The 26341-nt window shown below is 62.1% G+C and carries 26 protein-coding genes and 1 tRNA gene; 24 read left to right on the forward strand and 3 right to left on the reverse strand.

All coding sequences use genetic code 11. The features are described from left to right. Window positions 1-113 precede the first annotated feature (113 nt). The 3 genes from FNZ07_RS19730 to FNZ07_RS19740 all read right to left on the reverse strand — a co-directional run bounded on the left by FNZ07_RS19730 (window position 114) and on the right by FNZ07_RS19740 (window position 2341). Window positions 114-770, reverse strand: a complete 657-nt coding sequence (locus FNZ07_RS19730) for a carbonic anhydrase (RefSeq protein ID WP_091018327.1) — start codon at window positions 768-770, stop codon at window positions 114-116. A 176-nt stretch (window positions 771-946) separates the two neighbouring features. Further along, on the reverse strand, window positions 947-1777 hold the full coding sequence (locus FNZ07_RS19735; protein WP_091018688.1) for an AraC family transcriptional regulator: 831 nt from the start codon (window positions 1775-1777) through the stop codon (window positions 947-949). A 33-nt stretch (window positions 1778-1810) separates the two neighbouring features. Beyond that, window positions 1811-2341 carry a hypothetical protein gene (locus tag FNZ07_RS19740; protein WP_091018686.1) on the reverse strand — a complete coding sequence of 177 codons (531 nt, stop codon included), beginning with the start codon at window positions 2339-2341 and terminating at the stop codon, window positions 1811-1813. 121 nt (window positions 2342-2462) lie between these two features. On the opposite strand from FNZ07_RS19740, the gene FNZ07_RS19745 reads away from it, so the two are divergent. From FNZ07_RS19745 to FNZ07_RS19860, 24 genes are all read left to right on the forward strand, one after another. Then, complete coding sequence (locus FNZ07_RS19745; RefSeq protein WP_245811713.1) at window positions 2463-3857, forward strand: branched-chain amino acid ABC transporter substrate-binding protein; 1395 nt, start codon at window positions 2463-2465, stop codon at window positions 3855-3857. Window positions 3858-4035: 178 nt separating this feature from the next. Then, window positions 4036-4308 carry a 30S ribosomal protein S15 gene (gene rpsO / locus FNZ07_RS19750; RefSeq protein WP_091018322.1) on the forward strand — a complete coding sequence of 91 codons (273 nt, stop codon included), beginning with the start codon at window positions 4036-4038 and terminating at the stop codon, window positions 4306-4308. Window positions 4309-4658: 350 nt separating this feature from the next. Then, window positions 4659-6803 (forward strand): polyribonucleotide nucleotidyltransferase, encoded by a 2145-nt coding sequence (gene pnp, locus FNZ07_RS19755; RefSeq protein WP_091018320.1) that lies wholly within the window; start codon window positions 4659-4661, stop codon window positions 6801-6803. 149 nt (window positions 6804-6952) lie between these two features. Next, window positions 6953-7966 (forward strand): NAD(P)H-quinone oxidoreductase, encoded by a 1014-nt coding sequence (locus FNZ07_RS19760; protein WP_091018318.1) that lies wholly within the window; start codon window positions 6953-6955, stop codon window positions 7964-7966. A 99-nt stretch (window positions 7967-8065) separates the two neighbouring features. Then, window positions 8066-8836, forward strand: coding sequence for a triose-phosphate isomerase (tpiA, locus tag FNZ07_RS19765; RefSeq protein ID WP_091018316.1), 771 nt, complete (start codon window positions 8066-8068; stop codon window positions 8834-8836). An 83-nt stretch (window positions 8837-8919) separates the two neighbouring features. Beyond that, window positions 8920-9297: a preprotein translocase subunit SecG gene (gene secG, locus FNZ07_RS19770; RefSeq protein ID WP_091018313.1), complete on the forward strand. Its 378-nt coding sequence runs from the start codon at window positions 8920-8922 to the stop codon at window positions 9295-9297. Window positions 9298-9410: 113 nt separating this feature from the next. Beyond that, window positions 9411-9495: transfer RNA gene (locus FNZ07_RS19775), tRNA-Leu, on the forward strand. Between the two features lie 160 nt (window positions 9496-9655). Next, window positions 9656-10015 carry an NADH-quinone oxidoreductase subunit A gene (locus FNZ07_RS19780; protein ID WP_091018311.1) on the forward strand — a complete coding sequence of 120 codons (360 nt, stop codon included), beginning with the start codon at window positions 9656-9658 and terminating at the stop codon, window positions 10013-10015. A gap of 62 nt (window positions 10016-10077) precedes the next feature. Further along, window positions 10078-10557 (forward strand): NuoB/complex I 20 kDa subunit family protein, encoded by a 480-nt coding sequence (locus FNZ07_RS19785; RefSeq protein WP_006052903.1) that lies wholly within the window; start codon window positions 10078-10080, stop codon window positions 10555-10557. A 20-nt stretch (window positions 10558-10577) separates the two neighbouring features. Beyond that, window positions 10578-11180, forward strand: a complete 603-nt coding sequence (locus FNZ07_RS19790; RefSeq protein ID WP_091018308.1) for an NADH-quinone oxidoreductase subunit C — start codon at window positions 10578-10580, stop codon at window positions 11178-11180. 9 nt (window positions 11181-11189) lie between these two features. After that, the gene (locus FNZ07_RS19795) at window positions 11190-12443 is read left to right on the forward strand and encodes an NADH-quinone oxidoreductase subunit D (protein WP_091018306.1); all 1254 of its coding nucleotides are present in this window, start codon (window positions 11190-11192) and stop codon (window positions 12441-12443) included. Between the two features lie 144 nt (window positions 12444-12587). Beyond that, entirely contained in the window at window positions 12588-13073 is a 486-nt protein-coding gene (gene nuoE / locus FNZ07_RS19800) for an NADH-quinone oxidoreductase subunit NuoE (RefSeq protein ID WP_091018304.1), read from the forward strand. Beyond that, window positions 13070-14398 carry an NADH-quinone oxidoreductase subunit NuoF gene (gene nuoF / locus FNZ07_RS19805; protein ID WP_091018302.1) on the forward strand — a complete coding sequence of 443 codons (1329 nt, stop codon included), beginning with the start codon at window positions 13070-13072 and terminating at the stop codon, window positions 14396-14398. Before nuoE ends, nuoF begins: the two co-directional genes overlap by 4 nt. Before the next feature lie 90 nt (window positions 14399-14488). Then, complete coding sequence (nuoG, locus tag FNZ07_RS19810; RefSeq protein ID WP_091018300.1) at window positions 14489-16831, forward strand: NADH-quinone oxidoreductase subunit NuoG; 2343 nt, start codon at window positions 14489-14491, stop codon at window positions 16829-16831. Then, complete coding sequence (nuoH, locus tag FNZ07_RS19815) at window positions 16832-17896, forward strand: NADH-quinone oxidoreductase subunit NuoH (protein ID WP_091018298.1); 1065 nt, start codon at window positions 16832-16834, stop codon at window positions 17894-17896. Between the two features lie 15 nt (window positions 17897-17911). Next, entirely contained in the window at window positions 17912-18403 is a 492-nt protein-coding gene (nuoI, locus tag FNZ07_RS19820; RefSeq protein ID WP_091018297.1) for an NADH-quinone oxidoreductase subunit NuoI, read from the forward strand. Between the two features lie 156 nt (window positions 18404-18559). Next, window positions 18560-19243, forward strand: a complete 684-nt coding sequence (locus FNZ07_RS19825) for an NADH-quinone oxidoreductase subunit J (protein ID WP_091018295.1) — start codon at window positions 18560-18562, stop codon at window positions 19241-19243. Between the two features lie 17 nt (window positions 19244-19260). After that, window positions 19261-19566 (forward strand): NADH-quinone oxidoreductase subunit NuoK, encoded by a 306-nt coding sequence (gene nuoK, locus FNZ07_RS19830; protein ID WP_091018293.1) that lies wholly within the window; start codon window positions 19261-19263, stop codon window positions 19564-19566. Between the two features lie 17 nt (window positions 19567-19583). Then, complete coding sequence (nuoL, locus tag FNZ07_RS19835; protein ID WP_091018291.1) at window positions 19584-21662, forward strand: NADH-quinone oxidoreductase subunit L; 2079 nt, start codon at window positions 19584-19586, stop codon at window positions 21660-21662. 14 nt (window positions 21663-21676) lie between these two features. Next, window positions 21677-23167: an NADH-quinone oxidoreductase subunit M gene (locus FNZ07_RS19840; protein ID WP_091018289.1), complete on the forward strand. Its 1491-nt coding sequence runs from the start codon at window positions 21677-21679 to the stop codon at window positions 23165-23167. A gap of 25 nt (window positions 23168-23192) precedes the next feature. Then, window positions 23193-24665, forward strand: coding sequence for an NADH-quinone oxidoreductase subunit NuoN (nuoN, locus tag FNZ07_RS19845; RefSeq protein WP_091018287.1), 1473 nt, complete (start codon window positions 23193-23195; stop codon window positions 24663-24665). A gap of 3 nt (window positions 24666-24668) precedes the next feature. Beyond that, window positions 24669-24965, forward strand: a complete 297-nt coding sequence (locus tag FNZ07_RS19850) for a DUF2818 family protein (RefSeq protein WP_091018284.1) — start codon at window positions 24669-24671, stop codon at window positions 24963-24965. Window positions 24966-25006: 41 nt separating this feature from the next. Then, a complete protein-coding gene (locus tag FNZ07_RS19855) occupies window positions 25007-25597 on the forward strand; it encodes an NUDIX domain-containing protein (protein ID WP_091018282.1) in 591 nt (196 codons plus the stop codon). Between the two features lie 296 nt (window positions 25598-25893). Next, complete coding sequence (locus FNZ07_RS19860) at window positions 25894-26322, forward strand: DUF1178 family protein (RefSeq protein ID WP_091018279.1); 429 nt, start codon at window positions 25894-25896, stop codon at window positions 26320-26322. Window positions 26323-26341: the final 19 nt, after the last annotated feature.

Genomic DNA, 26341 nt, shown 5'->3' on the forward strand with positions numbered 1-26341 from the left:
GGTGTGGGTGGGCGGAAATCGGTGTTCGTGTTTGCGGAGCGCGAGCGTTACCACCCGGCTGTTCCCGCAAGGAAACAGCCGGTGCGTTAAACGGATGGGGCTACCGCGGCGAATCAGGCGTCGTTGCTTACCGGATGCGGCAGGGTTGCGTGTGCGCTCGGGGACGATTCAACCGGGATGTCGGCATAACCGTCGGCGATGACTTTCAGTCGTCCGTCTTCGAGCGAGAAAACCCAGCCGTGCACGAGCGGCGGCTTGTCCATGCCGCGTACGATCGGGCTGGCGCGCAACTGGCGTACCTGTTCGAGCACGTTCAGTTCGGCGAGGCGGTTCACGCGGCTCGCTTCGGATGGCAACTGGCCGAGTTCGTCGCGATGTGTGTGCGCGAGCGTGCAGAGCGGCGCGATGCGACGGTTCACGTGCGGCAGTTCGGCCGCTGGCGGCAGCAGCGCGGCACGCACGCCGCCGCAGCCGTAGTGACCGCAGACAATCACATGGCCGACCTTCAACACGCGCACGGCGTACTCGAGCACGCTCGCACCGTTGTCGTCGTCGGGATCGAACAGGTTGGCGATGTTGCGATGGACGAACAGGTCGCCGGGCTCGCAGTGTGTGATGGTTTCGGCCGGGACCCGGCTGTCGGAGCAACCGATCCACAGCACGTGGGGATTCTGGCCTTGCGTCAGGCCGCTGAAGACCTGCGGGTCGCGGGCGGCGGCCTCCCGCGCCCAGGCGATATTGGCGACCAGCATGCGTTTGGGGCGATCCATCGAGAGCAACTCCATCTGTGATGCGGAGCGACGAACCTGTCCGGGACAGGTGTGGGGGACGTCGGTGCCGCGTCAAACCTTACCAATAGCTTTCTATCGAAAAAATATTGGCGTGTCAGAGAAAAAAATCGCGGCTCATGCGACATAAATAAAAAAAAGCCGCCTCTACATCCCGGTTAACGGTTGTCGCTCCAGCGACCCGGCGATACGCCGCTTGCCTTCTTGAAATGACGATTGAAGTGGCTCTGGTCGGTAAAGCCGCTTGTTGCAGCGACTTCGGTTGCCGACATGCCGGCCCGCAGGGCATCGCGCGCACGGGATAGTCGAACCTGGTTGCGCCAGGCATGTGGCGCCATGCCGACCTCGCGCGTGAAGATTCTTGCCGCATGGAACTTGGACAGCCCGACGGTGCTGGCGAGTTCGGAGAGATCGAGCGGTGCGGTCAATTCGTCGAGCATGCGTGTTTTCATTCGTTCGACGCGCACGCGGTCGCGGGTCATCGGCCGGGACGGCGGGCGTAGCCTCGCGTGGCGCGTGAGCAGGGTCGAAACGGCGTCGAGCAGTGCATACTCGGAAGCGAGCAGGTCACTGCTCGCTTCCAGCGTGCGGTGAGCCAGCAGGGCGCGCCTTACCAGGTCGGCATCTTTAATGATGTCCGTGTTGAACCATGGTATGGCGTGTCGGGAGAGGCCTGTCTCGCTAGCTACGGTCTGTACGAAATCGACCGGTAGGTAGAAGGTGCGACATTGCCACCCGGCGTCGCCCGCGCTCGATCCGGTGTGGATCTCCCCAGGGTTGATGATGGGCAACGAACCCGCATCGGCGACGAACCGCGTGCCGCGATAATCGTAACGTTCAGCGCCTTGCTCGATGACCGACACGGTGTACGCGTCATGCCAGTGGGGCGAGTAGACGTGATCGGTGAATCGGGCCGTCACCATGTCGCCACCGGGAATCAGCGCGGAGCGCCAGTAGTGAGCGTCGTTTCGAGAGGTCGCTTTCGTCATGTTCGAATCATCCACCAGTCCGGACCGATGCCATCAGAACAGACTGCGGCGATCCGGATCGTGCAGCGGGTCCGGGGTTTTCTGCGTGAGTCGCACGATGCCCTGATCGTCGAAATAGAAGCTGTACATCATGTACCAGACGTTGTCTTCGAGGTAGCGGTAGGTCCAGACTTCTTTCTTCATCAGCGGGAAATACGAGGTTTCCTCTGGGCGCCCGAAATTGACGAGCACGTCGTTCTTCGTCCATTTGCCGATTTCCGCGCGATAGAACTCGTTGGGCTGCAGCACCTGGCGCACGTTGAGGATCTTGCCGGACGCATCGATATCGGCGGCGATCGTGGTTTCGCCCATCGGCTGGGTCGGCCACATCAGCCGTTTGCCGCCGTTCGGCAGGTCGTAGACTTCGCGCGGGGGCCCGAGCCCGGTCACGATGGTCGACTGGTCCTCGCCCGGCTGAAAACGTTGCCACGGTTGTGCGCAGCCGGCCAGCGCCAGTGCGCTCAGGCAGACCACCGCGGCGCGCCGCAACCGCGCACGCGGCGCCGATGAAAGACGGGTAGACATGAATTCCTCCGATGACATTCGATAGCGGGCTCGCGGTATCGAGATGCGGTATTTTGACACGCGGCCCGACAAAAGACCGGCGCGCCGCGCGTTTGCTTGCCCTCGCGCCCGGCGGTGTCCTATGATCCGCGCTCTGATGGATCGAGCGGAGCGAGAGATGGAATTCGGGTGGTGGGAAAGGGCGCAACGTGGAACGCGGCGCGAAGGGTGCGGTAAGGCTCGCTACGGTCGTGCGGCGCTGGCGTGGGCGGTGGTGGCGACTCTGGCGCTGTTGACGGTGTCGGCAGCGCAAGCGGCCCAGACGGCCCAGACGACGGCGCGTCCCACCGGCAAGCCGGTCCAGCTCGCGCTAATCGAAGGAATGTCCGGCCCGTTCGCCAACGCCGGCGCGGCGGTCGAGCGCAACCTGCGCTTCGGCATCGAACAGGTCAACGCGCGCGGCGGCGTCAAGCTCAACGACGGCGCGCATCCGCTCGAACTCGTCGTGCTCGACAGCAAGGGCAGCACCGAAGAAGCGCTGGTCCAGCTGCGCGCGGCCGCGGACCGCCATATCGGTTTCATCCTGCAGGGCAACAGCTCGGCGGTCGCGGCGGCACTGCTCGGCGCGATCGACCGCCAGAACACCCGCGAGCCCGACAATCGCGAACTGTTCCTCAACTATTCCGCCGACGATCCCGCCCTGACGAACGCGGACTGCAGCTTCTGGCATTTCCGCTTCGATGCGCACGCGGGCATGCGCATGGACGCGCTGGCGGACGTGATCGAGCACGACCAGTCGGTGAAAAAGGTCTATCTGCTGAATCAGGACTACAGCTTCGGCCACGACGTGAGCCGGCTGGCGCGCACGGCGCTGGCGGCCAAACGCCCGGACATCGCGGTGGTGGGCGACGAATTCCACCCGATCGGTCGCGTCAAGGATTTCGCGCCCTACATCGCCAAGATCCGCGCGAGCGGCGCCGACGCGGTTGTAACCGGCAACTGGGGCAACGATCTGACGCTGCTGGTGAAGGCCGCGCGCGAACAGGGGCTGGACACGCGGTTCTACACGTTCTACGGCAACAGCCTTGGCGCGCCGGCGGCGCTCGGCGATGCCGGCGTGAAGCGCGTGCTGGCGGTCGCCGACTGGCATCCGAACGCCGGCGGTACGGCCTCGGACGCGTGGTATCGCGCATACCGCGCCCGCTTCCCGGCGGCCCAGGACGACTACCCGGTGCTGCGCATGGAACTGCTGGTCGAAATGCTCGCCGCGGCGCTGAACAAGGCCGGCAGCGCCGACCCTGTGGCGGTGGCGCGGGCGCTCGAAGGGATGAAGTTCGACAACGGCTTCCACCCGATGTGGATGCGCGCCGACGACCACCAGGTTATCCAGCCCCTTTATGTGATGGAGATGGACAAGGCCGGCACGCCGGGCGTGCGCTTTGACAACGAAGGCTCCGGATACGGCTTCAGGACGGTGCTGGCGCTGCCCGCGGAGCGCACCGTGCCGCCGACTGTCTGCCGGATGCAGCGGCCGTAACCGGCGCCGTGCCGTCGCAGGGCTGGTCGGCAGGAAGCGCGGGCGAAGGCGCCCCGAAGTACACCGAACCACAGGGGTTCGCCGTACGATCGTGCTGTGCTACAATGCGCGCTTCGTTGTAAACCCACGGCACGGCCTTTCTTCCGTGACCGCCTGTCTAGTTTCTAAGGAAATCAACATGTCCGTAGCTGAAGTTACCAAGAAGTCCGACGTCGTCGCGCAATTCGCACGCGCTGCTAACGACACCGGCTCCCCTGAAGTTCAGGTCGCGCTGCTCACGACCCGTATCAACGAACTCACCGTTCACTTCAAGGCCCATTCGAAGGATCACCATAGCCGCCGCGGTCTGCTGCGCATGGTGAGCCGCCGTCGCAAGCTGCTCGACTACCTGAAGGGCAAGGACGCCGATCGTTATCGCACGCTGATCGAGAAGCTGGGTCTGCGTAAGTAATCGGATGGTCTTTCAGCAAGATGCCTGTGTCAGTTCCGCTGATACAGGCATTTTGTTTTTCAACGGTGCGCTTTAACTGAGGTGCATCGACAGGTTGTCCGCCATAGTTCGTCTCACAGATTGTCGCCGTCGCAGTTGTTGCGGTTCATGGCAGCACGGGACGAAACATCCGGCGGCACAACCAGAAACACGGCCGGGCTGCGGGGCAGAGCTTTGTGTCATTCCAGCGGTTCGCGTGTCGCGCGGTTCTCTGGAATGGCATAACACACCTCTTCCCGCGTGGCTCCGGTCATGGCGTTGCCGCGCCGCTGCTAGTCCGCGCGGCATAACGAAGCGTAAAGGAGTGACTAATGTTCAATAAGATCGTCAAAGAGTTCAAGTGGGGACAACATAACGTTCGCCTGGAAACCGGTGAGATCGCCCGTCAGGCAAGCGGTGCCGTCCTCGTGGACATCGAAGATACGGTGGTGCTCGCCACGGTCGTCGGTGCCAAGACGGCGAAGCCGGGTCAGGATTTCTTCCCGCTGACCGTCGACTACCTCGAGAAAACCTATTCCGCAGGCAAGATCCCCGGTGGCTTCTTCCGCCGCGAAGGCCGTCCGTCGGAAGGCGAGACGCTGATCTCGCGCCTGATCGACCGTCCGCTGCGCCCGCTCTTCCCGGAAGGCTTCTACAACGAAGTCCAGGTCGTGATCCATGTGATGTCGATCAACCCGGACGTGCCAGCCGACATCCCCGCGCTGATCGGCGCCTCGGCTGCACTGGCTATCTCCGGCCTGCCGTTCAACGGCCCGGTGGGCGCCGCACGCGTCGCCTACATCAACAACGAATACGTGCTGAACCCGACGCGTTCGCAGATCAAGGAATCGAGCCTCGACCTCGTGGTTGCCGGTACGGAACGCGCAGTGCTGATGGTCGAATCGGAAGCGCAACAGCTGTCGGAAGAAGTGATGCTCGGCGCCGTGGTGTTCGGCCACGACCAGATGCAGATCGCGATCGACGCGATCCACGAACTCGTGCGCGAAGGCGGCAAGCCCGAATGGGACTGGAAGCCGGCGCCGAAGAACGAAGCGCTGATCTCGCGCGTGACCGAAGTGGCTGAGGCCAATCTGCTCGCCGCCTATCAGGTCCGCGACAAGCAGGCCCGTTCGGCAAAGCTGAAGGAAATCTACGCCGCTACGTCGGCCGCGCTGGAAGCGGACGCCGCTGCGGGCGGTACCGTCGCTGCCGACAAGGCAACCGTCGGCAACGTGCTGTTCGACATCGAAGCGAAGATCGTCCGTTCGCAGATCCTGAACGGTGAGCCGCGTATCGACGGCCGCGACACGCGCACGGTGCGCCCGATCGAAATCCGTACCGGCGTGCTGCCGCGTACCCACGGTTCGGCACTGTTCACGCGCGGCGAAACGCAGGCGCTCGTCGTCGCGACGCTCGGCACGAAGGGTGACGAGCAGATCATCGACGCACTCGAAGGCGAATACCGCGAGCGCTTCATGCTCCACTACAACATGCCTCCGTTCGCGACCGGCGAAACGGGCCGCGTCGGTTCGCCGAAGCGCCGTGAAATCGGTCACGGCCGTCTCGCGAAGCGCGCGCTCGTCGCGTGTCTGCCGAGCGCCGAAGAATTCGGTTACTCGATCCGCGTCGTATCGGAAATCACGGAATCGAACGGTTCGTCGTCGATGGCTTCGGTGTGCGGCGGCTGCCTCGCACTGATGGACGCCGGCGTGCCGATGAAGGCGCACGTCGCGGGTATCGCGATGGGCCTGATTCTCGAAGGCAACAAGTTCGCGGTGCTGACCGACATCCTCGGCGACGAAGATCACCTCGGCGACATGGACTTCAAGGTAGCCGGCACGGAACAAGGCGTGACCGCGCTGCAGATGGACATCAAGATCCAGGGCATCACGAAGGAAATCATGCAGGTTGCACTCGCGCAAGCGAAGGAAGGCCGCCTGCATATTCTCGGCAAGATGACCTCGGCTGTGTCGGGTGCGAATACCGAACTGTCGGACTACGCGCCGCGCATGATCACGATCAAGATCAACCCGGAAAAGATCCGCGACGTGATCGGCAAGGGTGGCTCGGTGATCCGCGCGCTGACCGAAGAAACCGGCACGACGATCGATATCTCCGACGACGGCATCGTCACCATCGCGAGCACGAGCAGCGAAGGCATGGCCGAAGCGAAGAAGCGCATCGAGAACATCACGATGGAAGTCGAAGTGGGCCAGGTGTACGAAGGTGCGGTCCTCAAGCTGCTCGACTTCGGTGCGATCGTCAACATCCTGCCGGGCAAGGACGGTCTGCTGCATATTTCCGAAATCGCCAACGAGCGCATCAAGGACATCAACGACTACCTGAAGGAAGGCCAGCAAGTGAAGGTCAAGGTCATCCAGACGGACGAGAAGGGTCGTGTGCGTCTGTCGGCCAAGGCTTTGTTGAACGAAGCGCCGTCGGGTGCGCCGCAAGGCGAGTCGACGCCGCAGCAATAACGCGGTAGTGAAGCAACGGCCGGCAGCGCGCATGCGCGCCGGCCGTTTTTCATGCAGGGCGGATTGCAGTGCGAACCGGGCGCGCGACATCGCGATGCACGTTTCTGACACGGTTAGCAGCGCAATCCAGACCTTGGGAGTAGCGACAGATGAAAGCGATCGAGATCACCGAATTCGGTGCGCCGGAAGTCTTGAAGCTCGCCGAGCGGCCGATGCCGGAGCCGAAGGCGGGCGAAGTGCTGATCAAGGTAGCGGCGTCGGGCATCAACCGGCCCGACGTGTTTCAACGCAAGGGCGCCTATGCGCCGCCGCCGGGTGCGTCCGATCTGCCGGGGCTCGAGGTGGCGGGCGAGATCGTCGGTGGGACGTTCGACGCGAAGCACAACCCGTTTGGCCTGAAGCTCGGCGATCGCGTGTGTGCACTGCTTGCGGGCGGGGGCTACGCGGAATATGCGGTGGCGCCGCTTGCGCAGTGTCTGCCGGTGCCGCAGGGACTGTCGGATGTCGAAGCGGCGTCGTTGCCGGAGACGTTCTTCACGGTGTGGAGCAATGTGTTCGACCGTGCGCAACTGGGCAACGGCGAGGGTGGTGCGAACGAGACGTTCCTGGTGCAGGGCGGTTCGAGCGGCATCGGCGTGACGGCAATCCAGATCGCGCACGCACTTGGATTTCGCGTACTCGCCACAGCGGGTTCGGACGACAAATGCCGTGCATGCGAAGCGCTCGGTGCCGAACGTGCGATCAACTACAAGACCGAAGACTTCGTCGAGGTCGTGAAGTCGCTGACCAACGACCGCGGTGTCGACGTCATTCTCGATATGGTGGCCGGCAGCTACGTACCGCGCGAACTGACGGCGCTTGCGGACGGCGGCCGGCTGGTGGTGATTGCGCTGCTCGGCGGTGCGAAGGCGGAGATCAATCTGAACGACGTGCTGCGCCGGCGCCTCACCATTACGGGCTCGACGCTGCGCCCGCGGCCGGTCGAGTTCAAGGCGAAGATTGCAGCGCGTTTGAAAGAGCATGTATGGCCGCATCTGGAGAGCGGTCGCATCAAGCCGATCGTGTATCAGGTGTTTCCGGCGGCACAGGCAGCGGACGCCCACACGCTGATGGAAAGCAGCACGCACGTGGGCAAGATCGTGCTGGACTGGCGTGCCGCGTAATAAGGTGCACATACATGATGCACGCGGTTTGACCCGATCCCGCCGCGCACAGTAAAATTGCGCGTTTTGCGCGCCCGCTGTCACCGACCGAACGAGACGATGTCGAAACAACGAACCAAACTGGTAGTCGGTAACTGGAAGATGCATGGCCGGCTGGCCGACAACGCGGTGCTGCTCGAAGCGGTCGCGCAAGGTGTTCGCGGTCTGCAGGGCGCGGTGAAGGTCGGTGTGTGCGTGCCGCATCCGTATCTCGCGCAGACGCAGGCGCTGCTCGCGGGCAGTCCGGTGCAGTGGGGTTCGCAGGACGTATCGGCGCACGAGCAAGGCGCCTATACCGGCGAAGTCGCCGCGGACATGGTCGCGGAGTTCGCTGCGACGCTGGCCATCGTCGGGCATTCGGAACGGCGTGGCTATCATCACGAAAGCGCGGATGTCGTCGGGATCAAGGCGGAGCGGGCGCTGGCGGCAGGCCTCACGCCGATCGTCTGCGTCGGCGAAACGCTCGAGCAGCACGAAGCCGGTTTGGCGCAACAGGTAGTCGGCGGGCAGCTCGATGCAGTGCTCGCAAAACTGTCGCCGGCAGACGCGGCGCGGATCGTAGTCGCTTACGAGCCGGTCTGGGCGATCGGCACGGGCAAAAGTGCGACGGCGGCGCAGGCACAGGACGTTCACGCGTTCCTGCGTGCGCGTCTCGCACAGAAGGGCGCGGCGGTCGGCGCCGTGACGCTGCTGTATGGCGGCAGCGTGAAGCCGGAGAATGCGCAAGAATTGTTTGGTCAGCAGGATATCGATGGCGGCCTGATTGGCGGCGCATCGTTGAAGGCACAGGATTTCCTCGCAATCTGCAGTGCGGCGGCCGCGGCGCTTTGAGCGGGCGACGGGCAGGGCGAGGTGACTCATGACGGCGCGCGCACAGTGCGTCGCCCGATTAAATAAAGACTCAGGTGGGTGTGATGCTGTATTTGAAAACGTTGATTATCGTGGTTCAGTTGCTGTCGGCGCTGGGGGTCATCGGCCTCGTTTTGCTGCAGCACGGCAAGGGTGCCGACATGGGTGCGGCATTCGGTAGCGGTGCCTCAGGCAGCCTGTTCGGTGCGACCGGTTCGGCCAACTTTCTGTCGCGCACAACGGCGGTGCTGGCCGCTGTCTTCTTCGTGACGACACTGGCGCTCACGTACCTTGGCGCCTACAAATCGAGGCCTTCCGCAGGCGTGCTCGGCGAAGCCGTTACCGCTCCGGTGGCCGCTTCCGCAGCGTCGGTGCCGGCTGGTGTTTCGACGCCTGCCGCACCTGCTGCTGCATCGAAGCCGGGCCAGGACGTACCGAAATAAAATTTTCGAACGACGCGCTTTTGTGCGTTGAACAAACTGTTTAAACCAGTTACAATTCAAGTCTTGCAGCGATTCGCGGGTTTTATACGCAGTTTTCCCGGATTGCAGACAGTGCCGACGTGGTGAAATTGGTAGACACGCTATCTTGAGGGGGTAGTGGCGAAAGCTGTGCGAGTTCGAGTCTCGCCGTCGGCACCAATGTTATTCTTAATGCCAGCCGCTTGCTTCGCTACGGCTGGCATTTTTACTTCCGCTTCGCTGTTTACCATGAGCTAACAGCGTCAAGCAGGCCGAAGTAATTTCGCGTCGGGTTGCTCGGCTCCTGGCGACACACAGAACCAACCGATTGAGGATAGTCTTGAACCTCGCAGCCTATTTCCCCGTTTTGTTGTTCCTCCTCGTGGGTACCGGTTTAGGCGTAGCACTGGTCGGCATTGGCAAGATCCTTGGTCCCAACAGGCCCGACACCGCGAAGAACGCACCGTACGAGTGCGGCTTCGAGGCATTCGAGGACGCACGCATGAAGTTCGACGTGCGCTACTACCTCGTGGCCATTCTCTTCATCATTTTCGATCTGGAAACGGCATTCCTGTTCCCGTGGGGCGTGGCCCTGCGCGACATCGGCTGGCCGGGCTTCATGGCTATGATGATTTTCCTGCTCGAATTCCTGCTGGGCTTCGCCTATATCTGGAAGAAGGGCGGTCTCGATTGGGAATGACGGGTTAAATGCCGGTTTGCATGGGCGGCCATGGCTAGCCGCCCGTCTGGAGTGGAAAGCAAATGAGTATCGAAGGGGTCTTGAAGGAAGGGTTTGTCACCACCACGGCTGACAAACTGATCAACTGGACGCGCACCGGCTCGTTGTGGCCGATGACGTTCGGTCTCGCGTGTTGCGCGGTCGAGATGATGCATGCGGGCGCTGCTCGCTACGACCTCGACCGTTTCGGCGTCGTGTTTCGTCCAAGTCCGCGGCAGTCGGACGTGATGATCGTCGCGGGCACGCTGTGCAACAAGATGGCGCCGGCTCTGCGCAAGGTCTACGACCAGATGGCCGAGCCGCGCTGGGTCATCTCGATGGGGTCGTGCGCGAATGGCGGCGGCTACTACCATTACTCGTACTCGGTGGTGCGCGGCTGCGACCGTATCGTACCGGTCGACGTCTACGTGCCGGGCTGTCCGCCCACGGCGGAGGCGCTGGTCTACGGTGTGATCCAGCTGCAGGCGAAGATCCGCCGCACCAACACCATCGCCCGACAATAAGGCCAGAGCCCCCCCACAATATGGCAAGCAAACTCGAGACCCTGAAAGCGAACCTCGAGGCGGCGTTCGGCGGCCGTCTGGTGAGCGTCACCGAAGCGATCGGCGAGCTGACGATCGTCGTCAAGGCAAGCGAATACCTTGATGTGGTGAAGCGTCTGCGCGACGATCCCACGCTGCGCTTCGAGCAGTTGATGGACCTGTGTGGCGTCGATTATCAGACGTACGGCGACGGTGCCTACGAAGGCCCGCGTTTCGCGGCCGTGCTGCATCTGCTGTCGGTGGCGAACAACTGGCGTCTGCGCGTGCGCGCGTTCGCACCGGACGACGAAGTACCCATCCTCGCTTCGGTGGTCGACATCTGGAGTTCAGCCAACTGGTACGAGCGCGAAGCGTTCGACCTCTTCGGCATCGTCTTCGAAGGCCATCCTGACCTGCGCCGCATCCTGACCGACTACGGTTTCATCGGTCACCCGTTCCGCAAGGATTTCCCTGTTTCCGGCTACGTCGAAATGCGTTACGACCCGGAAGAGAAGCGCGTCGTCTATCAGCCGGTGACGATCGAGCCGCGGGAAATCACGCCGCGCGTGATCCGTGAGGATCACTATGGCGGTCTGAAACACTAAGAGAACGCCATGGCAGAGATCAAGAACTACACGCTCAACTTCGGCCCTCAGCACCCGGCAGCGCACGGTGTGCTGCGCCTCGTGCTCGAACTCGACGGCGAAGTGATCCAGCGCGCCGATCCGCACATCGGCCTGTTGCACCGCGCGACCGAAAAGCTCGCGGAAAGCAAAACCTTCATCCAGTCCGTGCCGTACATGGACCGTCTCGACTACGTGTCGATGATGGTCAACGAACACGGCTACGTGATGGCGATCGAAAAGCTGCTCGGCATCGACGTGCCGATCCGCGCCCAGTACATCCGCGTGATGTTCGACGAAGTGACGCGCGTGCTGAACCACCTGATGTGGATCGGCGCCCACGCGCTCGACGTCGGCGCAATGGCGGTGTTCCTCTACGCATTCCGCGAACGCGAAGACCTGATGGACGTGTACGAGGCGGTGTCCGGTGCCCGGATGCACGCGGCCTACTATCGTCCGGGCGGTGTCTATCGCGATCTGCCTGACGCAATGCCGCAATACAAGGCGTCGAAGATTCGCAATGCGAAGGCGCTGGCGCGGATGAACGAAACGCGCCAGGGTTCGTTGCTCGATTTCATCGAAGACTTCTTCAACCGTTTCCCGACCTGCGTCGACGAATACGAAACGCTCCTCACCGACAACCGGATCTGGAAGCAGCGGCTGGTCGGTATCGGTGTGGTGAGCCCGGAACGTGCGCTGCAACTCGGCATGACCGGTGCGATGCTCCGCGGCTCGGGTATCGAGTGGGATTTGCGCAAGAAGCAGCCGTACGAGGTTTACGACAAGCTCGACTTCGACATCCCGGTTGGCGTGAACGGTGACTGCTACGACCGCTATCTGGTGCGCGTCGAAGAAATGCGCCAGTCCACGCGGATCGTGAAACAGTGTATTGAGTGGCTGCGGAAGAATCCCGGCCCTGTGATGATCGACAATCACAAGGTTGCGCCGCCGTCGCGAGTGGGCATGAAGTCGAACATGGAAGATCTGATTCACCACTTCAAGCTGTTCACCGAAGGTTTTCACGTACCGGAAGGCGAAGCGTACGCGGCGGTTGAACACCCGAAGGGCGAGTTTGGCATCTACCTGATTTCGGATGGCGCGAACAAGCCGTATCGTCTGAAAATCCGCGCACCGGGCTACGCACATTTGTCGGCACTCGACGAAATGGCGCGCGGCCACATGATCGCCGACGCCGTGACGATCATCGGTACGCAGGACATCGTGTTTGGCGAAGTAGATCGCTAGGTTGGATCGTTAGGCGATCATCATCAAGGCGCGTGCCGCCGTAGCTTCAAGGCGCGCGTTCAGCAAAGGAACGCCGGGTCTGTCGCAACACGTGGTGCGCGGCAGGTTTTCGTTCGGTAGGAATTGAAAGAGTCGTGTCTGAAAATGATCTCAGCTGAAGGCCTGAAAGAAATCGATCGTGCGCTGACGAAGTATCCCGCCGATCAGAAACAGTCCGCCGTGATGTCGGCGCTTGCCGTCGCTCAGGAAGAGCACGGCTGGCTGTCGCCCGAACTGATGCAGTTCGTCGCGGACTATCTCGGCATGCCGGCGGTCGCCGTGCAGGAGGTCGCGACCTTCTACACGATGTACGAGACCTCGCCGGTCGGTCGCTACAAGATCACGCTCTGCACCAACCTGCCGTGCCAGCTCGGCCCGGACGGCGGCTCCGAGAACGCCGCCAGCTATCTGAAACAGAAGCTCGGCATCGACTTCGGCGAAACCACCGCCGACGGCAAGTTCACGCTGAAAGAAGGCGAGTGCATGGGGTCGTGCGGCGACGCGCCGGTGATGCTGGTGAACAACCACCGCATGTGCAGCTTCATGAGCCGCGCGAAGATCGACCAGTTGCTCGAGGAACTTTCGAAATGACGTCTTTACACGATCGTCACATCAAACCGCTGATTCTCGCCAATCTAACCGGCGACAACTGGCATCTCGAAGACTACGTCGCGCGCGGTGGCTACAAGCAGCTGCGCCGTATCCTCGAAGAAAAAATTCCGCCCGAGCAGGTGATCGCCGACGTCAAGGCATCGGGTCTGCGTGGCCGTGGCGGTGCGGGCTTCCCGACCGGCCTGAAGTGGAGCTTCATGCCGCGCCAGTTTCCGGGGCAGAAGTACCTCGTCTGCAATTCGGACGAAGGCGAACCGGGCACGTTCAAGGACCGCGACATCCTGCGCTGGAATCCGCATTCGCTGATCGAAGGCATGGCGATCGGTGCGTACGCGATGGGTATCACGGTCGGCTACAACTATATCCACGGCGAAATCTGGGAAACCTACAAGCGCTTTGAAGAAGCGCTCGACGAAGCGCGCCGCGCGGGTTTCCTCGGCGACAACATCATGGGTTCGGGTTTCAAGTTCGAACTGCATGCGCACCACGGTTACGGCGCCTATATTTGCGGCGAAGAAACCGCGCTGCTCGAATCGCTCGAAGGCAAGAAGGGCCAGCCGCGCTTCAAGCCGCCGTTCCCGGCGAGCTTCGGCGTGTACGGCAAGCCGACCACTATCAATAACACCGAGACTTTCGCCGCTGTGCCGTTCCTGCTCGAGATCGGTCCGCAAGCGTATCTCGAACTCGGCAAGCCGAATAACGGTGGCACGAAGATCTTCTCGATCTCTGGCGACATCGAGCGCCCGGGCAATTACGAAGTGCCGCTCGGCACGCCGTTCGCCACGCTGATGGAACTGGCCGGCGGCATGCGCGGCGGCCGCAAGATCAAGGCAGTGATTCCTGGCGGTTCGTCGGCACCGGTCATTCCGGGCGACCTGATGATGCAGACCGACCTCGACTACGACGCCATCGCGAAGGCCGGCTCGATGCTCGGCTCCGGCGCGGTGATCGTGATGGACGAGACGCGCTGCATGGTGCGCTCGCTGCTGCGTCTGTCGTACTTCTACTACGAAGAATCGTGCGGTCAGTGCACGCCGTGCCGCGAAGGCACGGGCTGGCTGTATCGCGTCGTGCATCGCATCGAACACGGCTTGGGTCGCAAGGAAGATCTCGACCTGCTGAACTCGGTGGCTGAAAACATCATGGGCCGCACCATCTGTGCGCTCGGCGATGCGGCGGCGATGCCGGTGCGCGGCATGCTGAAGCACTACTGGGACGAATTCGAATATCACGTTGCCAACAAGCGTTGCCTCGTCGGCGGTCACGCCGGGGCAGCAGCGGCACCGGAAACGGTCGCTGCTTGAGCGGCATCACGGCAACCGCGCGCAGGTCGGCATCACGCTGATCAGCGAGCGAACGATTGAGCGGTATCAGGTTAAGGAAGATTGACCATCATGGTTGAACTTGAAATAGACGGCAAGAAGGTCGAGGTGGCCGAAGGCAGCATGGTGATCCAGGCTGCGCATAAGGTCGACACCTACATTCCTCACTTCTGCTATCACAAGAAGCTGTCGATTGCGGCCAACTGCCGTATGTGCCTCGTCGAAGTCGAGAAGATGCCGAAGGCGGTGCCCGCGTGTGCCACGCCGGTGTCGGCGGGCATGATCGTGCGCACGAAGTCCGACAAGGCGGTGAAGGCCCAGCAGTCCGTGATGGAATTCCTGCTGATCAACCACCCGCTCGACTGCCCGATCTGCGATCAGGGCGGCGAATGCCAGTTGCAGGATCTGGCGGTCGGTTACGGCAAGTCGTCGTCGCGCTACAGCGAAGAGAAGCGCGTCGTGTTCCACAAGAACGTCGGCCCGCTGATCTCGATGGAAGAGATGACGCGCTGCATCCACTGCACGCGCTGCGTGCGCTTCGGCCAGGAAGTGGCCGGTGTGATGGAACTCGGTATGCTGGGTCGCGGCGAGCATTCGGAAATCACGTCGTTCGTCGGCAAGACGGTCGACTCCGAACTGTCGGGCAACATGATCGACCTGTGCCCGGTCGGTGCGCTCACGAGCAAGCCGTTCCGCTACAGCGCCCGTACGTGGGAACTGTCGCGTCGCAAGTCGGTGAGCCCGCATGATTCCGTCGGCGCGAACCTCGTCGTCCAGGTCAAGAACAACCGCGTGATGCGCGTGCTGCCGTTTGAGAACGAAGCGATCAACGAATGCTGGATCTCGGACAAGGACCGCTTCTCGTACGAAGGGTTGAACAGCCCCGAGCGCCTGACGCAACCGATGTTGAAGCAGGGCGGCAAGTGGGTCGAAACCGACTGGCAAACCGCGCTTGAATACGTCGCGAAGGGATTGAACGGCATCAAGGGCGACCACGGTGCAAATGCATTGGCCGCGCTCGCCAGCCCGCACAGCACCGTCGAAGAACTGTTCCTGCTGAAGCAACTCGCGCAGGCAGTCGGTACCCCGAACATCGATTTCCGTCTGCGTCAGTCGGACTTCTCGGCAGCCGCTACCGGCACGCCGTGGCTCGGCACGAAGATCGCCGAACTGTCGAACGTCGATGCGGTACTCGTGATCGGCTCGTTCCTGCGCCGCGATCATCCGCTGCTGGCCGCGCGTCTGCGCCAGGCGGCGAAGTCGGGCGCGAAGCTGACGTTGCTGCAGGCCACGAAAGACGACGCACTGATTCCGCAAGCGCAGCGTATCGCTGCAGCGCCGTCGGCATGGCTCAACGAACTCGCGGGCATCGCTGCCGCCGTGTCGGAAGCGCGTAGCGTCGCGTTGCCCGAAGCGTTTGCCGGCGTGCAGGCGAGCGCCGCCGCGAAGCAGGTCGCTGCGTCGCTGGCTAGCGCTAGCGATGAGCATCGCTTCGTGCTGCTCGGTAACAGCGCAGTCCAGCATCCGGAATTCGCCCGTATCCACGCCGCTGCGCAGTGGATTGCAGAGCAGACCGGCGCGACGCTCGGCTTCCTGCCGGAAGCCGCGAACACGGTCGGTGCGCATCTGGTCAACGCATTGCCGGGCGCAGGCGGCCTGAACGCACGCGAAGCGTTTGAGCAGCCGCGCAAGGGCTATCTGCTGCTGAACCTCGAACCTGAATTCGATACGGCGAACCCGGCTCAAGCGCTCGCAGCGTTGAACCAGGCAGAGATGGTTGTCGTGATGTCGCCGTTCCAGACCGGCGCCGACTATGCCGACGTACTGCTGCCGGTTGCACCGTTCACGGAAACCTCCGGTACTTTCGTCAACGCGGAAGGCTCGGTACAGACTTTCAACGGCGTCGTGCGCCCGCTCGGCGAAACGCGTCCGGCGTGGAAGGTGCTGCGCGTGCTGGGCAATCTGCTCGGTGCGTCGGGCTTCGACTTCGATACCGCGGAAGAAGTACGTGCAGCGGCACTCGACGGCGACTTCACGGCGCGTCTGTCGAACCGTACGGACACCGCGCTCGCACGTGGCGCGGCAGCGGCGGCATCAACGACAAACGGCGCGTTCGAGCGCATCGCCGATGTGCCGATCTACCACGCGGATGCACTCGTGCGTCGCGCCGAGTCGCTGCATCTGACCGCCGCGGCACGCGCCGCGAACACGGTCGGCCTGCCGGCGGCGCTGTTCGACAAGCTGGGTTTGAAGGATGGCGACGCAGTGCGCGTTCGTCAGGGTGAGCGCTCGGTGCAGTTGCCGGCCGTGCGCGATGCGAATCTTGCGGAGACGGTCGTCCGCGTATCGGCGGCTACGCCTGCCGGTGCAGCGCTGGGCAGCCTGTTCGGTGAACTGGTGGTGGAGAAGGCGTAAATGAGCTTGTTCGATACGATCAACTCGGGCGGCACCCAGCTTCTCGGCGTGGCATGGCCCACGGTGTGGGCACTGATCCGCATCCTCGTGGTGTCCGTCGTGATCCTGCTGTGCGTGGCGTACCTGATTCTCTGGGAGCGCAAGCTGATCGGCTGGATGCACGTGCGGCTCGGCCCGAATCGCGTAGGCCCCGCCGGCTTGCTGCAACCTATCGCCGACGTGCTGAAGCTGCTGCTGAAAGAAGTCATTCAGCCGACCCAGGCAAGCCGCTGGATCTACCTGATCGCGCCGATCATGGTGGTGGTGCCGGCGTTCGCGGTGTGGGCGGTGATTCCGTTCCAGGCGGGCGCGGTACTCGGCAACATTAACGCCGGTCTGCTGTACGCGATGGCGATTTCGTCGGTTGGCGTGTACGGCGTGATTCTCGCCGGCTGGGCGTCGAACTCGAAGTACGCGTTCCTCGGCGCGATGCGCGCGGCGGCCCAGATGGTGTCGTACGAAATCTCGATGGGCTTCGCGCTCGTCGTCGTGCTGATGACCGCCGGTACGCTGAACCTGTCGGATATCGTCGGTTCGCAGGAGCGCGGCTTCTTCGCGGCGCACGGCGTGAACTTCCTGTCGTGGAACTGGCTGCCGCTGCTGCCGATGTTCGTCGTCTATTTCGTCTCAGGCATTGCCGAAACGAACCGCCACCCGTTCGACGTGGTGGAAGGGGAGTCGGAAATCGTCGCCGGTCACATGATCGATTACTCGGGGATGGCGTTCGCGCTGTTCTTCCTCGCCGAGTACATCAACATGATCGTGATCTCGGCGCTCGCTGCGACGCTGTTCCTCGGTGGCTGGAGCGCGCCGTTCGGGTTCCTGTCCTTCGTTCCGGGCATCGTCTGGCTCGTCGCGAAGATTTTCTTCCTGCTGTCGGTGTTCATCTGGGTGCGTGCAACGTTCCCGCGCTATCGCTATGACCAGATCATGCGTCTCGGCTGGAAGATTTTCATTCCGGTGTGCGTGGTGTGGCTGGTGGTGGTCGGCTTCTGGATCATGTCGCCGTGGAACATCTGGAAATAATGGACGGATCCCGCAATGAGTAACCCAATCCAGAACTTCTTCAAGACATTCTTCCTGACCGAGCTGTTGCAGGGTCTCGCGCTGACCGGACGTTACACGTTCAAGCGCAAGGTGACCGTGCAGTTCCCGGAAGAGAAAACGCCGATTTCGCCGCGCTTTCGCGGGCTGCACGCGCTGCGCCGCTATGAGAACGGCGAAGAGCGCTGCATCGCCTGCAAGCTGTGCGAAGCGGTGTGCCCGGCACTCGCCATCACGATCGAATCGGAAACGCGCGCGGACAACACGCGCCGCACGACGCGCTACGACATCGATCTGACCAAATGCATTTTCTGTGGTTTCTGCGAAGAAAGCTGCCCCGTCGATTCGATCGTCGAGACGCACATTCTCGAATATCACGGCGAAAAGCGCGGCGATCTGTATTTCACGAAGGACATGCTGCTGGCCGTCGGCGACCGCTACGAAGCGGAAATCGCGGCGAACAAGGAAGCCGACGCAAAGTACCGCTGATGCACGCTATACCGGCCCGCAGCTGGGTCGGTGCCGCGGCTTGCCGCCGCGGCACGGCGCGCTTGTGCCCAACGCTTGTGCCCAGGAAGGCGCGCGCTGCAGGGCGCAACGCCCACGAACAACGCCTGACGATGGCCTAACGATGAACCGGTAATCATGGAATTCACGACCGTACTGTTCTACATCTTCGCGCTGCTACTGACTGTGTCAGGGCTGAAGGTGATCACTTCGCGCAACCCGGTGGCTGCCGCACTGTTCCTCGTGCTCGCGTTTTTCAACGCGGCCGCGATCTGGATGCTGCTGGAGGCGGAATTCCTCGCCATCCTGCTGGTGCTCGTCTACGTCGGCGCGGTGATGGTGCTGTTCCTGTTCGTCGTGATGATGCTGGACATCAACCTCGACGTGCTGCGACGCGACTTCAAACGCTTCGTGCCGACGGCGACGGTGGTCGGCGCGATCATCGTGGTCGAAACCGCGCTGATCCTGCTGCACGGCTACGGCAACACGCTGACGCCGGTGCGCGACGTATCGGCGGGTGTTGCCGGTGCGACGGCCGACTGGTCGAACACGCGCCTGATCGGCAAGCTGATCTACACCGACTACATCTTCGCGTTCGAAATTGCCGGTCTCGTGCTGCTTGTCGCGATCATCGCGGCCATTGCACTGACCACGCGCCACGCGAAAGACAGCAAGCGCCAGAAGATTTCCGACCAGGTCAAGGTACGCAGCCAGGACCGCGTGCGGATCGTGAAGATGGCATCCGAAAAGAGCGAGCCGGAAGCTGCACCAGCCCCGGCTGCGGATGCGGCCCCCGGCGCGGCTCCGGCCAGCAAAGCCTGAGCGCACAGGAGAAAAACATGTTGACCCTTGCCCATTACCTCGTCCTCGGCGCGATCCTGTTTGCGATCAGCATCGTCGGCATCTTTCTGAACCGCCGCAACGTGATCATCATCCTGATGGCGATCGAACTGATGCTGCTGGCGGTGAACACCAATTTCGTCGCGTTCTCGCATTACCTCGGCGACCTGCACGGCCAGATCTTCGTGTTCTTCGTGCTGACCGTCGCCGCCGCTGAAGCGGCGATTGGCCTCGCCATTCTGGTGACCCTGTTCCGCAGCCTCGACACGATCAACGTCGAGGATCTCGATCAGCTCAAAGGTTAAATTCAGGCAAAGCTGTTATGTCAACGACACTCAACGAAAACCTGCTGCTCGCGATACCGCTGGCACCGCTGGCCGGCTCGCTGATTGCGGGGCTGTTCGGGAACGCAGTGGGGCGCAAGGGCGCTCACTCGGTCACCATACTCGGCGTCGCGATCTCCTTCATCCTGTCAGCGATGGTGCTGCTCGACGTCATGAACGGCGCGAGCTTCAACGCGACCGTCTACGAATGGATGTCGGTCGGCAAGCTGAAGTTCGAAGTCGGCTTCCTCGTCGACTCGCTGACCGCGATGATGATGTGCGTGGTGACCTTCGTGTCGCTGATGGTGCACATCTACACGATCGGCTACATGGCCGACGAACCGATCGGCTACCAGCGCTTCTTCTCGTACATCTCGCTGTTCACGTTCTCGATGCTGATGCTCGTGATGAGCAACAACTTCCTGCAGCTGTTCTTCGGCTGGGAAGCGGTGGGCCTCGTGTCGTACCTGCTGATCGGCTTCTACTACACGCGTGAAAGCGCGATCTACGCGAACATGAAGGCGTTCGTCGTGAACCGCGTCGGCGACTTCGGTTTTCTGCTCGGAATCGGCTTGCTGCTCGCGTTTGCCGGTTCGATGAACTACGGCGACGTGTTCGCGAAGAGCCACGAACTCGCGGCGCTGAATTTCCCGGGCACGAGCTGGGGCCTGCTGACGGTTGCCTGTATTTGCCTCTTCATTGGCGCGATGGGTAAGTCGGCGCAGTTTCCGCTGCACGTGTGGCTGCCCGATTCGATGGAAGGTCCGACGCCGATCTCCGCGCTGATTCACGCGGCGACCATGGTGACGGCCGGTATCTTCATGGTGACGCGTATGTCGCCGCTGTTCGAGCTGTCGGATAGCGCACTGTCGTTCATCACGGTCATCGGCGCGATTACCGCGCTCTTCATGGGCTTTCTCGGCATCGTGCAGAACGACATCAAGCGTGTCGTCGCGTATTCGACGCTGTCGCAGCTCGGTTACATGACGGTCGCACTCGGTGTGTCCGCGTACCCGGTCGCTGTGTTCCACCTGACGACGCACGCGTTCTTCAAGGCGTTGCTGTTCCTTGGCGCAGGCTCGGTGATCATCGGCATGCACCACGACCAGGACATGCGCAACATGGGCGGCCTGCGCAAGTACATGCCGATCACGTGGATCACGTCGCTGATCGGTTCGCTTGCGCTGATCGGTACGCCGTTCTTCTCGGGCTTCTACTCGAAAGATTCGATCATCGATGCGGTGAAACTCTCGCATCTGCCGGGTTCGGGCTTCGCGTACTTCGCGGTGGTGGCGAGCGTGTTCGTCACGGCGCTGTACTCTTTCCGTATGTACTTCCTCGTGTTCCACGGCGAAGAGCGTTTCCGCAAGCCGAAGCATCCTGAGTCGCCGATGGGCATCGCAGCGGCTGCTGCCGCGCACGACCACGGGCATGACAATCACGGTCATGGCCATGGGCACGACGATCACGGCCACGCGCACGAACCGCACGAAACGCCGTGGGTGGTATGGCTGCCGCTGGTGCTGCTAGCCATTCCGTCGGTGATCATCGGTGCGCTTGCCATTGGCCCGATGCTGTACGGCGACTTCTTCTCGCACGGCGTTGTGTTCGATAAGGTCATCTTCATCGGCGAGAACCACCCGGCGCTGCGCGAAATGGCCGAAGAATTCCACGGTTGGGCCGAGATGGGCGTGCATTCGGTGCAGGGGCTGCCGGTCTGGCTGGCGCTTGCCGGTGTGGTCGTGGCGTGGTTCCTGTACCTGAAGCGTCCCGATCTGCCGGCTGTCGTCAAGCGCGCGTTCGGCCCGATCTACACGCTGCTCGACAACAAGTACTACATGGACAAGATCAACGAAGTCGTCTTCGCCAAGGGCGCGGTCGCAATCGGCCGTGGCCTCTGGAAAGAGGGCGACGTCGTGGTCATCGACGGTCTCGTCAACGGAAGCGCGCGCTTCGTCGGGTGGTTTGCCGGCGTGATCCGCTTCCTCCAATCCGGTTACATCTACCACTACGCGTTTGCCATGATCATCGGTATGCTGGGGCTCCTGACCCTGTTTGTAACGCTCGGCGGCAAATAAGGCGAGGGACACGAATGCACACTTATCCGATTCTCAGTATTGCGATCTGGATGCCGATCGTCTTCGGTATCCTGGTCCTCGCCATCGGCTCAGACAAGAACCCGGCGCCCGCGCGCTGGCTTGCGCTGATCGGCTCGATCCTCAGCCTGCTCGTCACGATTCCGCTGTTCACGCAGTTCGACGACAGCAGTGCAGCGTTGCAGTTCGTCGAACAGGCGAACTGGATCGAGCGCTTCAACATCACGTATCACCTCGGTGTCGACGGCATCTCGATGTGGTTCGTCGTGTTGACCGCGCTGATCACGGTGATCGTCGTGATCGCCGCGTGGGAAGTCATCACGAAGAACGTCGCGCAGTATCTGGCCGCGTTCCTGATTCTCTCGGGGATCATGGTCGGCGTGTTCAGCTCCGCTGACGGCCTGCTGTTCTACGTGTTCTTCGAAGCAACGCTGATTCCGATGTACATCATCATCGGTGTGTGGGGCGGACCGAACCGCGTGTACGCGGCGTTCAAGTTCTTCCTGTACACGCTGATGGGCTCGCTGCTGATGCTGATCGCGCTGCTGTACCTGTACACGCAGACCGGCACGTTCGATCTCGCCACGTGGCACGCCGCGAAGATTGCGATGACGCCGCAGATCCTGCTGTTCATAGCGTTCTTCCTCGCGTTCGCGGTCAAGGTGCCGATGTGGCCGGTCCACACGTGGTTGCCGGATGCCCACGTGGAAGCGCCGACGGGCGGCTCGGTCGTGCTGGCCGCGATCATGCTGAAGCTCGGTGCGTACGGTTTCCTGCGCTTCTCGCTGCCGATCGCACCGGACGCAAGCCACTACCTCGCGCCGGTCGTCATCACGCTGTCGCTGATCGCGGTGATCTACATCGGTCTCGTCGCGCTGGTGCAGGCCGACATGAAGAAGCTGGTCGCGTATTCGTCGATCGCGCACATGGGCTTCGTCACGCTCGGTTTCTTCATCTTCAATCAGCTCGGTGTGGAAGGCGCGATCATCCAGATGATTTCGCACGGTTTCGTGTCGGGCGCGATGTTCCTGTGTATCGGTGTGCTGTACGACCGTATGCACTCGCGCCAGATCGCCGACTACGGCGGTGTCGTGAACGTGATGCCGAAGTTCGCGGCGTTCGTGATGCTGTTCGCAATGGCCAACTGCGGCTTGCCGGGTACCTCGGGTTTCGTCGGTGAATTCATGGTGATTCTCGCCTCCGTCCAGTTCAACTTCTGGATCGGTTTCGGCGCGGCATTCACGCTGATTCTCGGCGCGGCCTACACGCTGTGGATGTACAAGCGCGTCTACTTCGGCGCGGTCGCCAACGACCACGTGAAGAACCTGCTCGACATCAACCGCCGCGAGTTCTTCATGCTGGCCGTACTGGCTGTCTTGACGCTGTTCATGGGTCTGTATCCGAAGCCCTTTACCGATGTGATGCACGTATCCGTGGAAAACCTCCTCTCCCACGTCGCGCAGTCGAAGCTGCCGTTGCCACAGTAATGCCGAGCGGAGGAATCTAAAGATCATGCAAAACGCCCCTATGAGTGCCCTGTTGCCCGACGCGCTGGTGATGCTTGCCGTCATCGTCGCGTGGCTCAACGACACCTTCGTCGGCCAGGCCGGCCGCCGCACCACGTACTTCATCGCGCTGCTCGGCTCGGTGGTTGCCGGCGTGTGGTTCGCCGTGAACGCCCTCGATCCGAACCAGTACTACTTTTTCTCGCGCATGGTGGTGGTCGATTCGTTCGCCAGCGCGATGAAAGCGGTGGTGTCGCTGGGTTATGCAGTGTCGATCGTGTACTCGCGCAAGTATCTCGAGGACCGCGACCTGTTCCGCGGCGACTTCTTCCTGCTCGGCATGTTCTCGCTGCTCGGGCAGCTCGTGATGATCTCGGGCAACAACTTCCTGACGCTGTACCTCGGTCTCGAACTGATGTCGCTGTCGCTGTACGCAGTGATCGCACTGCGTCGCGATGCGCCGCAGTCGAACGAAGCGGCGATGAAGTACTACGTGCTGGGCGCGCTCGCATCGGGTTTCCTGCTGTACGGCATCTCGATGCTGTACGGCGCGACCGGCTCGCTCGAACTCGGCGAAGTGTGGAAGGTGTTGAGCACGCAATCGTTCGACAAGGGCGTGATGCTGTTCGGCGTGATCTTCATCGTCGCGGGGATTGCGTTCAAGATGGGCGCGGTGCCGTTCCACATGTGGGTGCCGGACGTCTACCAGGGCGCACCGACTGCGATGACGCTGCTCACCGGCGGCGGCCCGAAGGTGGCTGCGTTCGCGTGGGGCCTGCGCTTCCTCGTCATGGGATTGCTGCCGCTCGCAGTCGACTGGCAGCAGATGCTCGTCATCCTCGCGGCGCTGTCGATGATCGTCGGTAATATCACCGGTATCGTTCAGCGCAACATCAAGCGGATGCTCGCTTACTCGGCCATCTCGAACATGGGCTTCGTGCTGCTCGGCCTGCTCTCGGGCGTGGTCGACGGCAAGTCGGGCGGTGCGGCGAGCGCGTATGGTTCGGCGATGTTCTACAGCATCGTCTATCTGGTGACGACGCTCGGTTCGTTCGGCGTGGTGATGTTGCTGGCTCGCCGCGATTTCGAAGCGGAAACCATCGACGACTTCAAGGGCCTCAACCAGCGCAGCCCGGTATTCGCGTTCGTGATGATGGTGCTGATGTTCTCGCTCGCGGGCATTCCGCCGACCGTCGGCTTCTACGCCAAGCTCTCCGTGCTCGAAGCGACGATGAACGCCGGCTTGACGTGGCTTGCGGTGCTGGCGGTGATCACGTCGCTGTTCGGCGCGTTCTACTACCTGCGCATCGTGAAGGTGATGTATTTCGACGAGCCGCAGGACACGGCGCCGATCTCGGCCGATACCTGCAAGCGCGCACTGCTGACGCTGAACGGCCTCGCGGTTCTGGCGCTGGGTATCGTGCCGGGCCCGCTGATGGCGATCTGCCTGCAGGCCATCTCGCACTCGCTGCCGCACTAATCGATGTCGGCGGCGGGCTGGTTTATCGTGTTGTTGGCGCTGGTCGGCGCCAACCTGCCGTTCCTGAATCAGCGCATCTTCGCTTGTGTGCCCTTCGGGGTCGTGAAGAAGAGCGCGTGGATCCGGATCGGCGAACTGATCGTGCTGTATTTCGCGGTCGGCGCACTGGGCTTCATGCTCGAAGCGCGGGCCGGTAATCGTTTCGAGCAGGGCTGGCAGTTCTATGCAATTACGTTCAGCCTGTTCGTCGTGTTCGCGTTCCCCGGCTTCACTTTCCAGTATCTTCTCAAACGCCGCTGACGGCTCACGCCGTCGCGCACCACGCTGTTCCGAGGTCGCATATGGCTGAAGTTCCCGATCACACCGCTGCGCTTACCGAGAAGTGCATCGAGAGCAAGACGCTGCATCAGGGCCACTTCCTGACGCTCAAGTGCGATACCGTCGAATTGCCGGACGGCAAGCACGCAACGCGCGAGTATGTGAAGCATCCGGGAGCGGTGATGGTGATTCCGCTGCTCGACGACGGTCATGTGCTGCTCGAAAGCCAGTTCCGCTATCCGATCGGCAAGGTGATGGTCGAATATCCGGCCGGCAAGCTCGATCCGAGCGAAGGGTCGCTCGCCTGTGCGAAGCGCGAGCTGCTCGAGGAAACGGGCTACACCGCGCGCGAATATCTGTTCCTCACGCGCATCCATCCGATCATCTCGTACTCGACCGAGTTCATCGACATCTACCTCGCGCGTGGGTTGACTGCGGGCGAGCGCAAGCTCGATGAAGGCGAGTTTCTCGAACTGTTCACGGCGACGCCTGCGGACATGTCCGAGTGGGTTCGCACCGGCAAGGTCACCGATGTGAAGACGATCATCGGGACGTTCTGGCTCGAGAAGGTGTTGTCGGGCGCATGGTCGGCGACGGAGCCGGCGCAGGGCTGACGGAGCGCTCGCGCAGCGACGGCGATGAACGAACCACGACGGCAGCCATGCAGGCTGCCGTTGTTGCTTCTGCGGGGCCGCCACAGCTTATACGACACGACATGCAGCCAAGCCCCCGTCGGCACGCTTTGTTCTGACGCGCTAGAATCCGGCAACCGTTCCGGGTGACCGTGTCCGGGCAACCCGTTCCGGCGATCGTGCGCAGAATCGATACCACCGGACCACGCCAATATTTACGAACGGTCGTTCACAAAATTCCATTTTGCGCTAAACTCACACGCAAGCCCTGATTCCACATGAAGGTCCTCGATTTACAGTGCCCGCACGGCCATCGGTTCGAAGGCTGGTTCGCTTCCACCGACGATTTCGAATCGCAGTTGTCCCGCAAGCTCGTCGAATGTCCGATCTGTGGGGCAACTGAGGTAAGCCGTTTGCCGTCGGCGCCCCGGCTGAATCTGTCGGGGGCGAGCGACGCGCAGCAGGTCGCGGCGGACACCGGTGAACAGCAGGCGCGCGTCATGCGCGCCTTGCGCGAGGTGCTGGAAAAAACCGAGAACGTGGGCGATCGCTTCGCCGAGGAAGCGCGGCGCATTCATTACGATGAAGCGCCCGCACGCAGTATTCGGGGTGTCACCACGCCCGAAGATGCGAAAGCCCTGGTCGAAGAAGGCATCGAAATCATGTCGCTGCCGATCCCGGCCGCATTGAAAGAACCGCTGCAATAGCGCACGGTTCGTTCGCGGC

This window comes from Paraburkholderia megapolitana (assembly GCF_007556815.1).
Taxonomy (GTDB): Bacteria; Pseudomonadota; Gammaproteobacteria; order Burkholderiales; family Burkholderiaceae; genus Paraburkholderia; species Paraburkholderia megapolitana.

Coding starts and splice junctions, on each gene's coding strand:
- FNZ07_RS19730 (WP_091018327.1), bottom strand. CDS start 770: ATGGATCGCCCCAAACGCATGCTGGTCGCCAATATCGCCTGGGCGCGG.
- FNZ07_RS19735 (WP_091018688.1), bottom strand. CDS start 1,777: ATGACGAAAGCGACCTCTCGAAACGACGCTCACTACTGGCGCTCCGCG.
- FNZ07_RS19740 (WP_091018686.1), bottom strand. CDS start 2,341: ATGTCTACCCGTCTTTCATCGGCGCCGCGTGCGCGGTTGCGGCGCGCC.
- FNZ07_RS19745 (WP_245811713.1), top strand. CDS start 2,463: ATGATCCGCGCTCTGATGGATCGAGCGGAGCGAGAGATGGAATTCGGG.
- rpsO (WP_091018322.1), top strand. CDS start 4,036: ATGTCCGTAGCTGAAGTTACCAAGAAGTCCGACGTCGTCGCGCAATTC.
- pnp (WP_091018320.1), top strand. CDS start 4,659: ATGTTCAATAAGATCGTCAAAGAGTTCAAGTGGGGACAACATAACGTT.
- FNZ07_RS19760 (WP_091018318.1), top strand. CDS start 6,953: ATGAAAGCGATCGAGATCACCGAATTCGGTGCGCCGGAAGTCTTGAAG.
- tpiA (WP_091018316.1), top strand. CDS start 8,066: ATGTCGAAACAACGAACCAAACTGGTAGTCGGTAACTGGAAGATGCAT.
- secG (WP_091018313.1), top strand. CDS start 8,920: ATGCTGTATTTGAAAACGTTGATTATCGTGGTTCAGTTGCTGTCGGCG.
- FNZ07_RS19785 (WP_006052903.1), top strand. CDS start 10,078: ATGAGTATCGAAGGGGTCTTGAAGGAAGGGTTTGTCACCACCACGGCT.
- FNZ07_RS19790 (WP_091018308.1), top strand. CDS start 10,578: ATGGCAAGCAAACTCGAGACCCTGAAAGCGAACCTCGAGGCGGCGTTC.
- FNZ07_RS19795 (WP_091018306.1), top strand. CDS start 11,190: ATGGCAGAGATCAAGAACTACACGCTCAACTTCGGCCCTCAGCACCCG.
- nuoE (WP_091018304.1), top strand. CDS start 12,588: ATGATCTCAGCTGAAGGCCTGAAAGAAATCGATCGTGCGCTGACGAAG.
- nuoF (WP_091018302.1), top strand. CDS start 13,070: ATGACGTCTTTACACGATCGTCACATCAAACCGCTGATTCTCGCCAAT.
- nuoG (WP_091018300.1), top strand. CDS start 14,489: ATGGTTGAACTTGAAATAGACGGCAAGAAGGTCGAGGTGGCCGAAGGC.
- nuoH (WP_091018298.1), top strand. CDS start 16,832: ATGAGCTTGTTCGATACGATCAACTCGGGCGGCACCCAGCTTCTCGGC.
- nuoI (WP_091018297.1), top strand. CDS start 17,912: ATGAGTAACCCAATCCAGAACTTCTTCAAGACATTCTTCCTGACCGAG.
- FNZ07_RS19825 (WP_091018295.1), top strand. CDS start 18,560: ATGGAATTCACGACCGTACTGTTCTACATCTTCGCGCTGCTACTGACT.
- nuoK (WP_091018293.1), top strand. CDS start 19,261: ATGTTGACCCTTGCCCATTACCTCGTCCTCGGCGCGATCCTGTTTGCG.
- nuoL (WP_091018291.1), top strand. CDS start 19,584: ATGTCAACGACACTCAACGAAAACCTGCTGCTCGCGATACCGCTGGCA.
- FNZ07_RS19840 (WP_091018289.1), top strand. CDS start 21,677: ATGCACACTTATCCGATTCTCAGTATTGCGATCTGGATGCCGATCGTC.
- nuoN (WP_091018287.1), top strand. CDS start 23,193: ATGCAAAACGCCCCTATGAGTGCCCTGTTGCCCGACGCGCTGGTGATG.
- FNZ07_RS19850 (WP_091018284.1), top strand. CDS start 24,669: ATGTCGGCGGCGGGCTGGTTTATCGTGTTGTTGGCGCTGGTCGGCGCC.
- FNZ07_RS19855 (WP_091018282.1), top strand. CDS start 25,007: ATGGCTGAAGTTCCCGATCACACCGCTGCGCTTACCGAGAAGTGCATC.
- FNZ07_RS19860 (WP_091018279.1), top strand. CDS start 25,894: ATGAAGGTCCTCGATTTACAGTGCCCGCACGGCCATCGGTTCGAAGGC.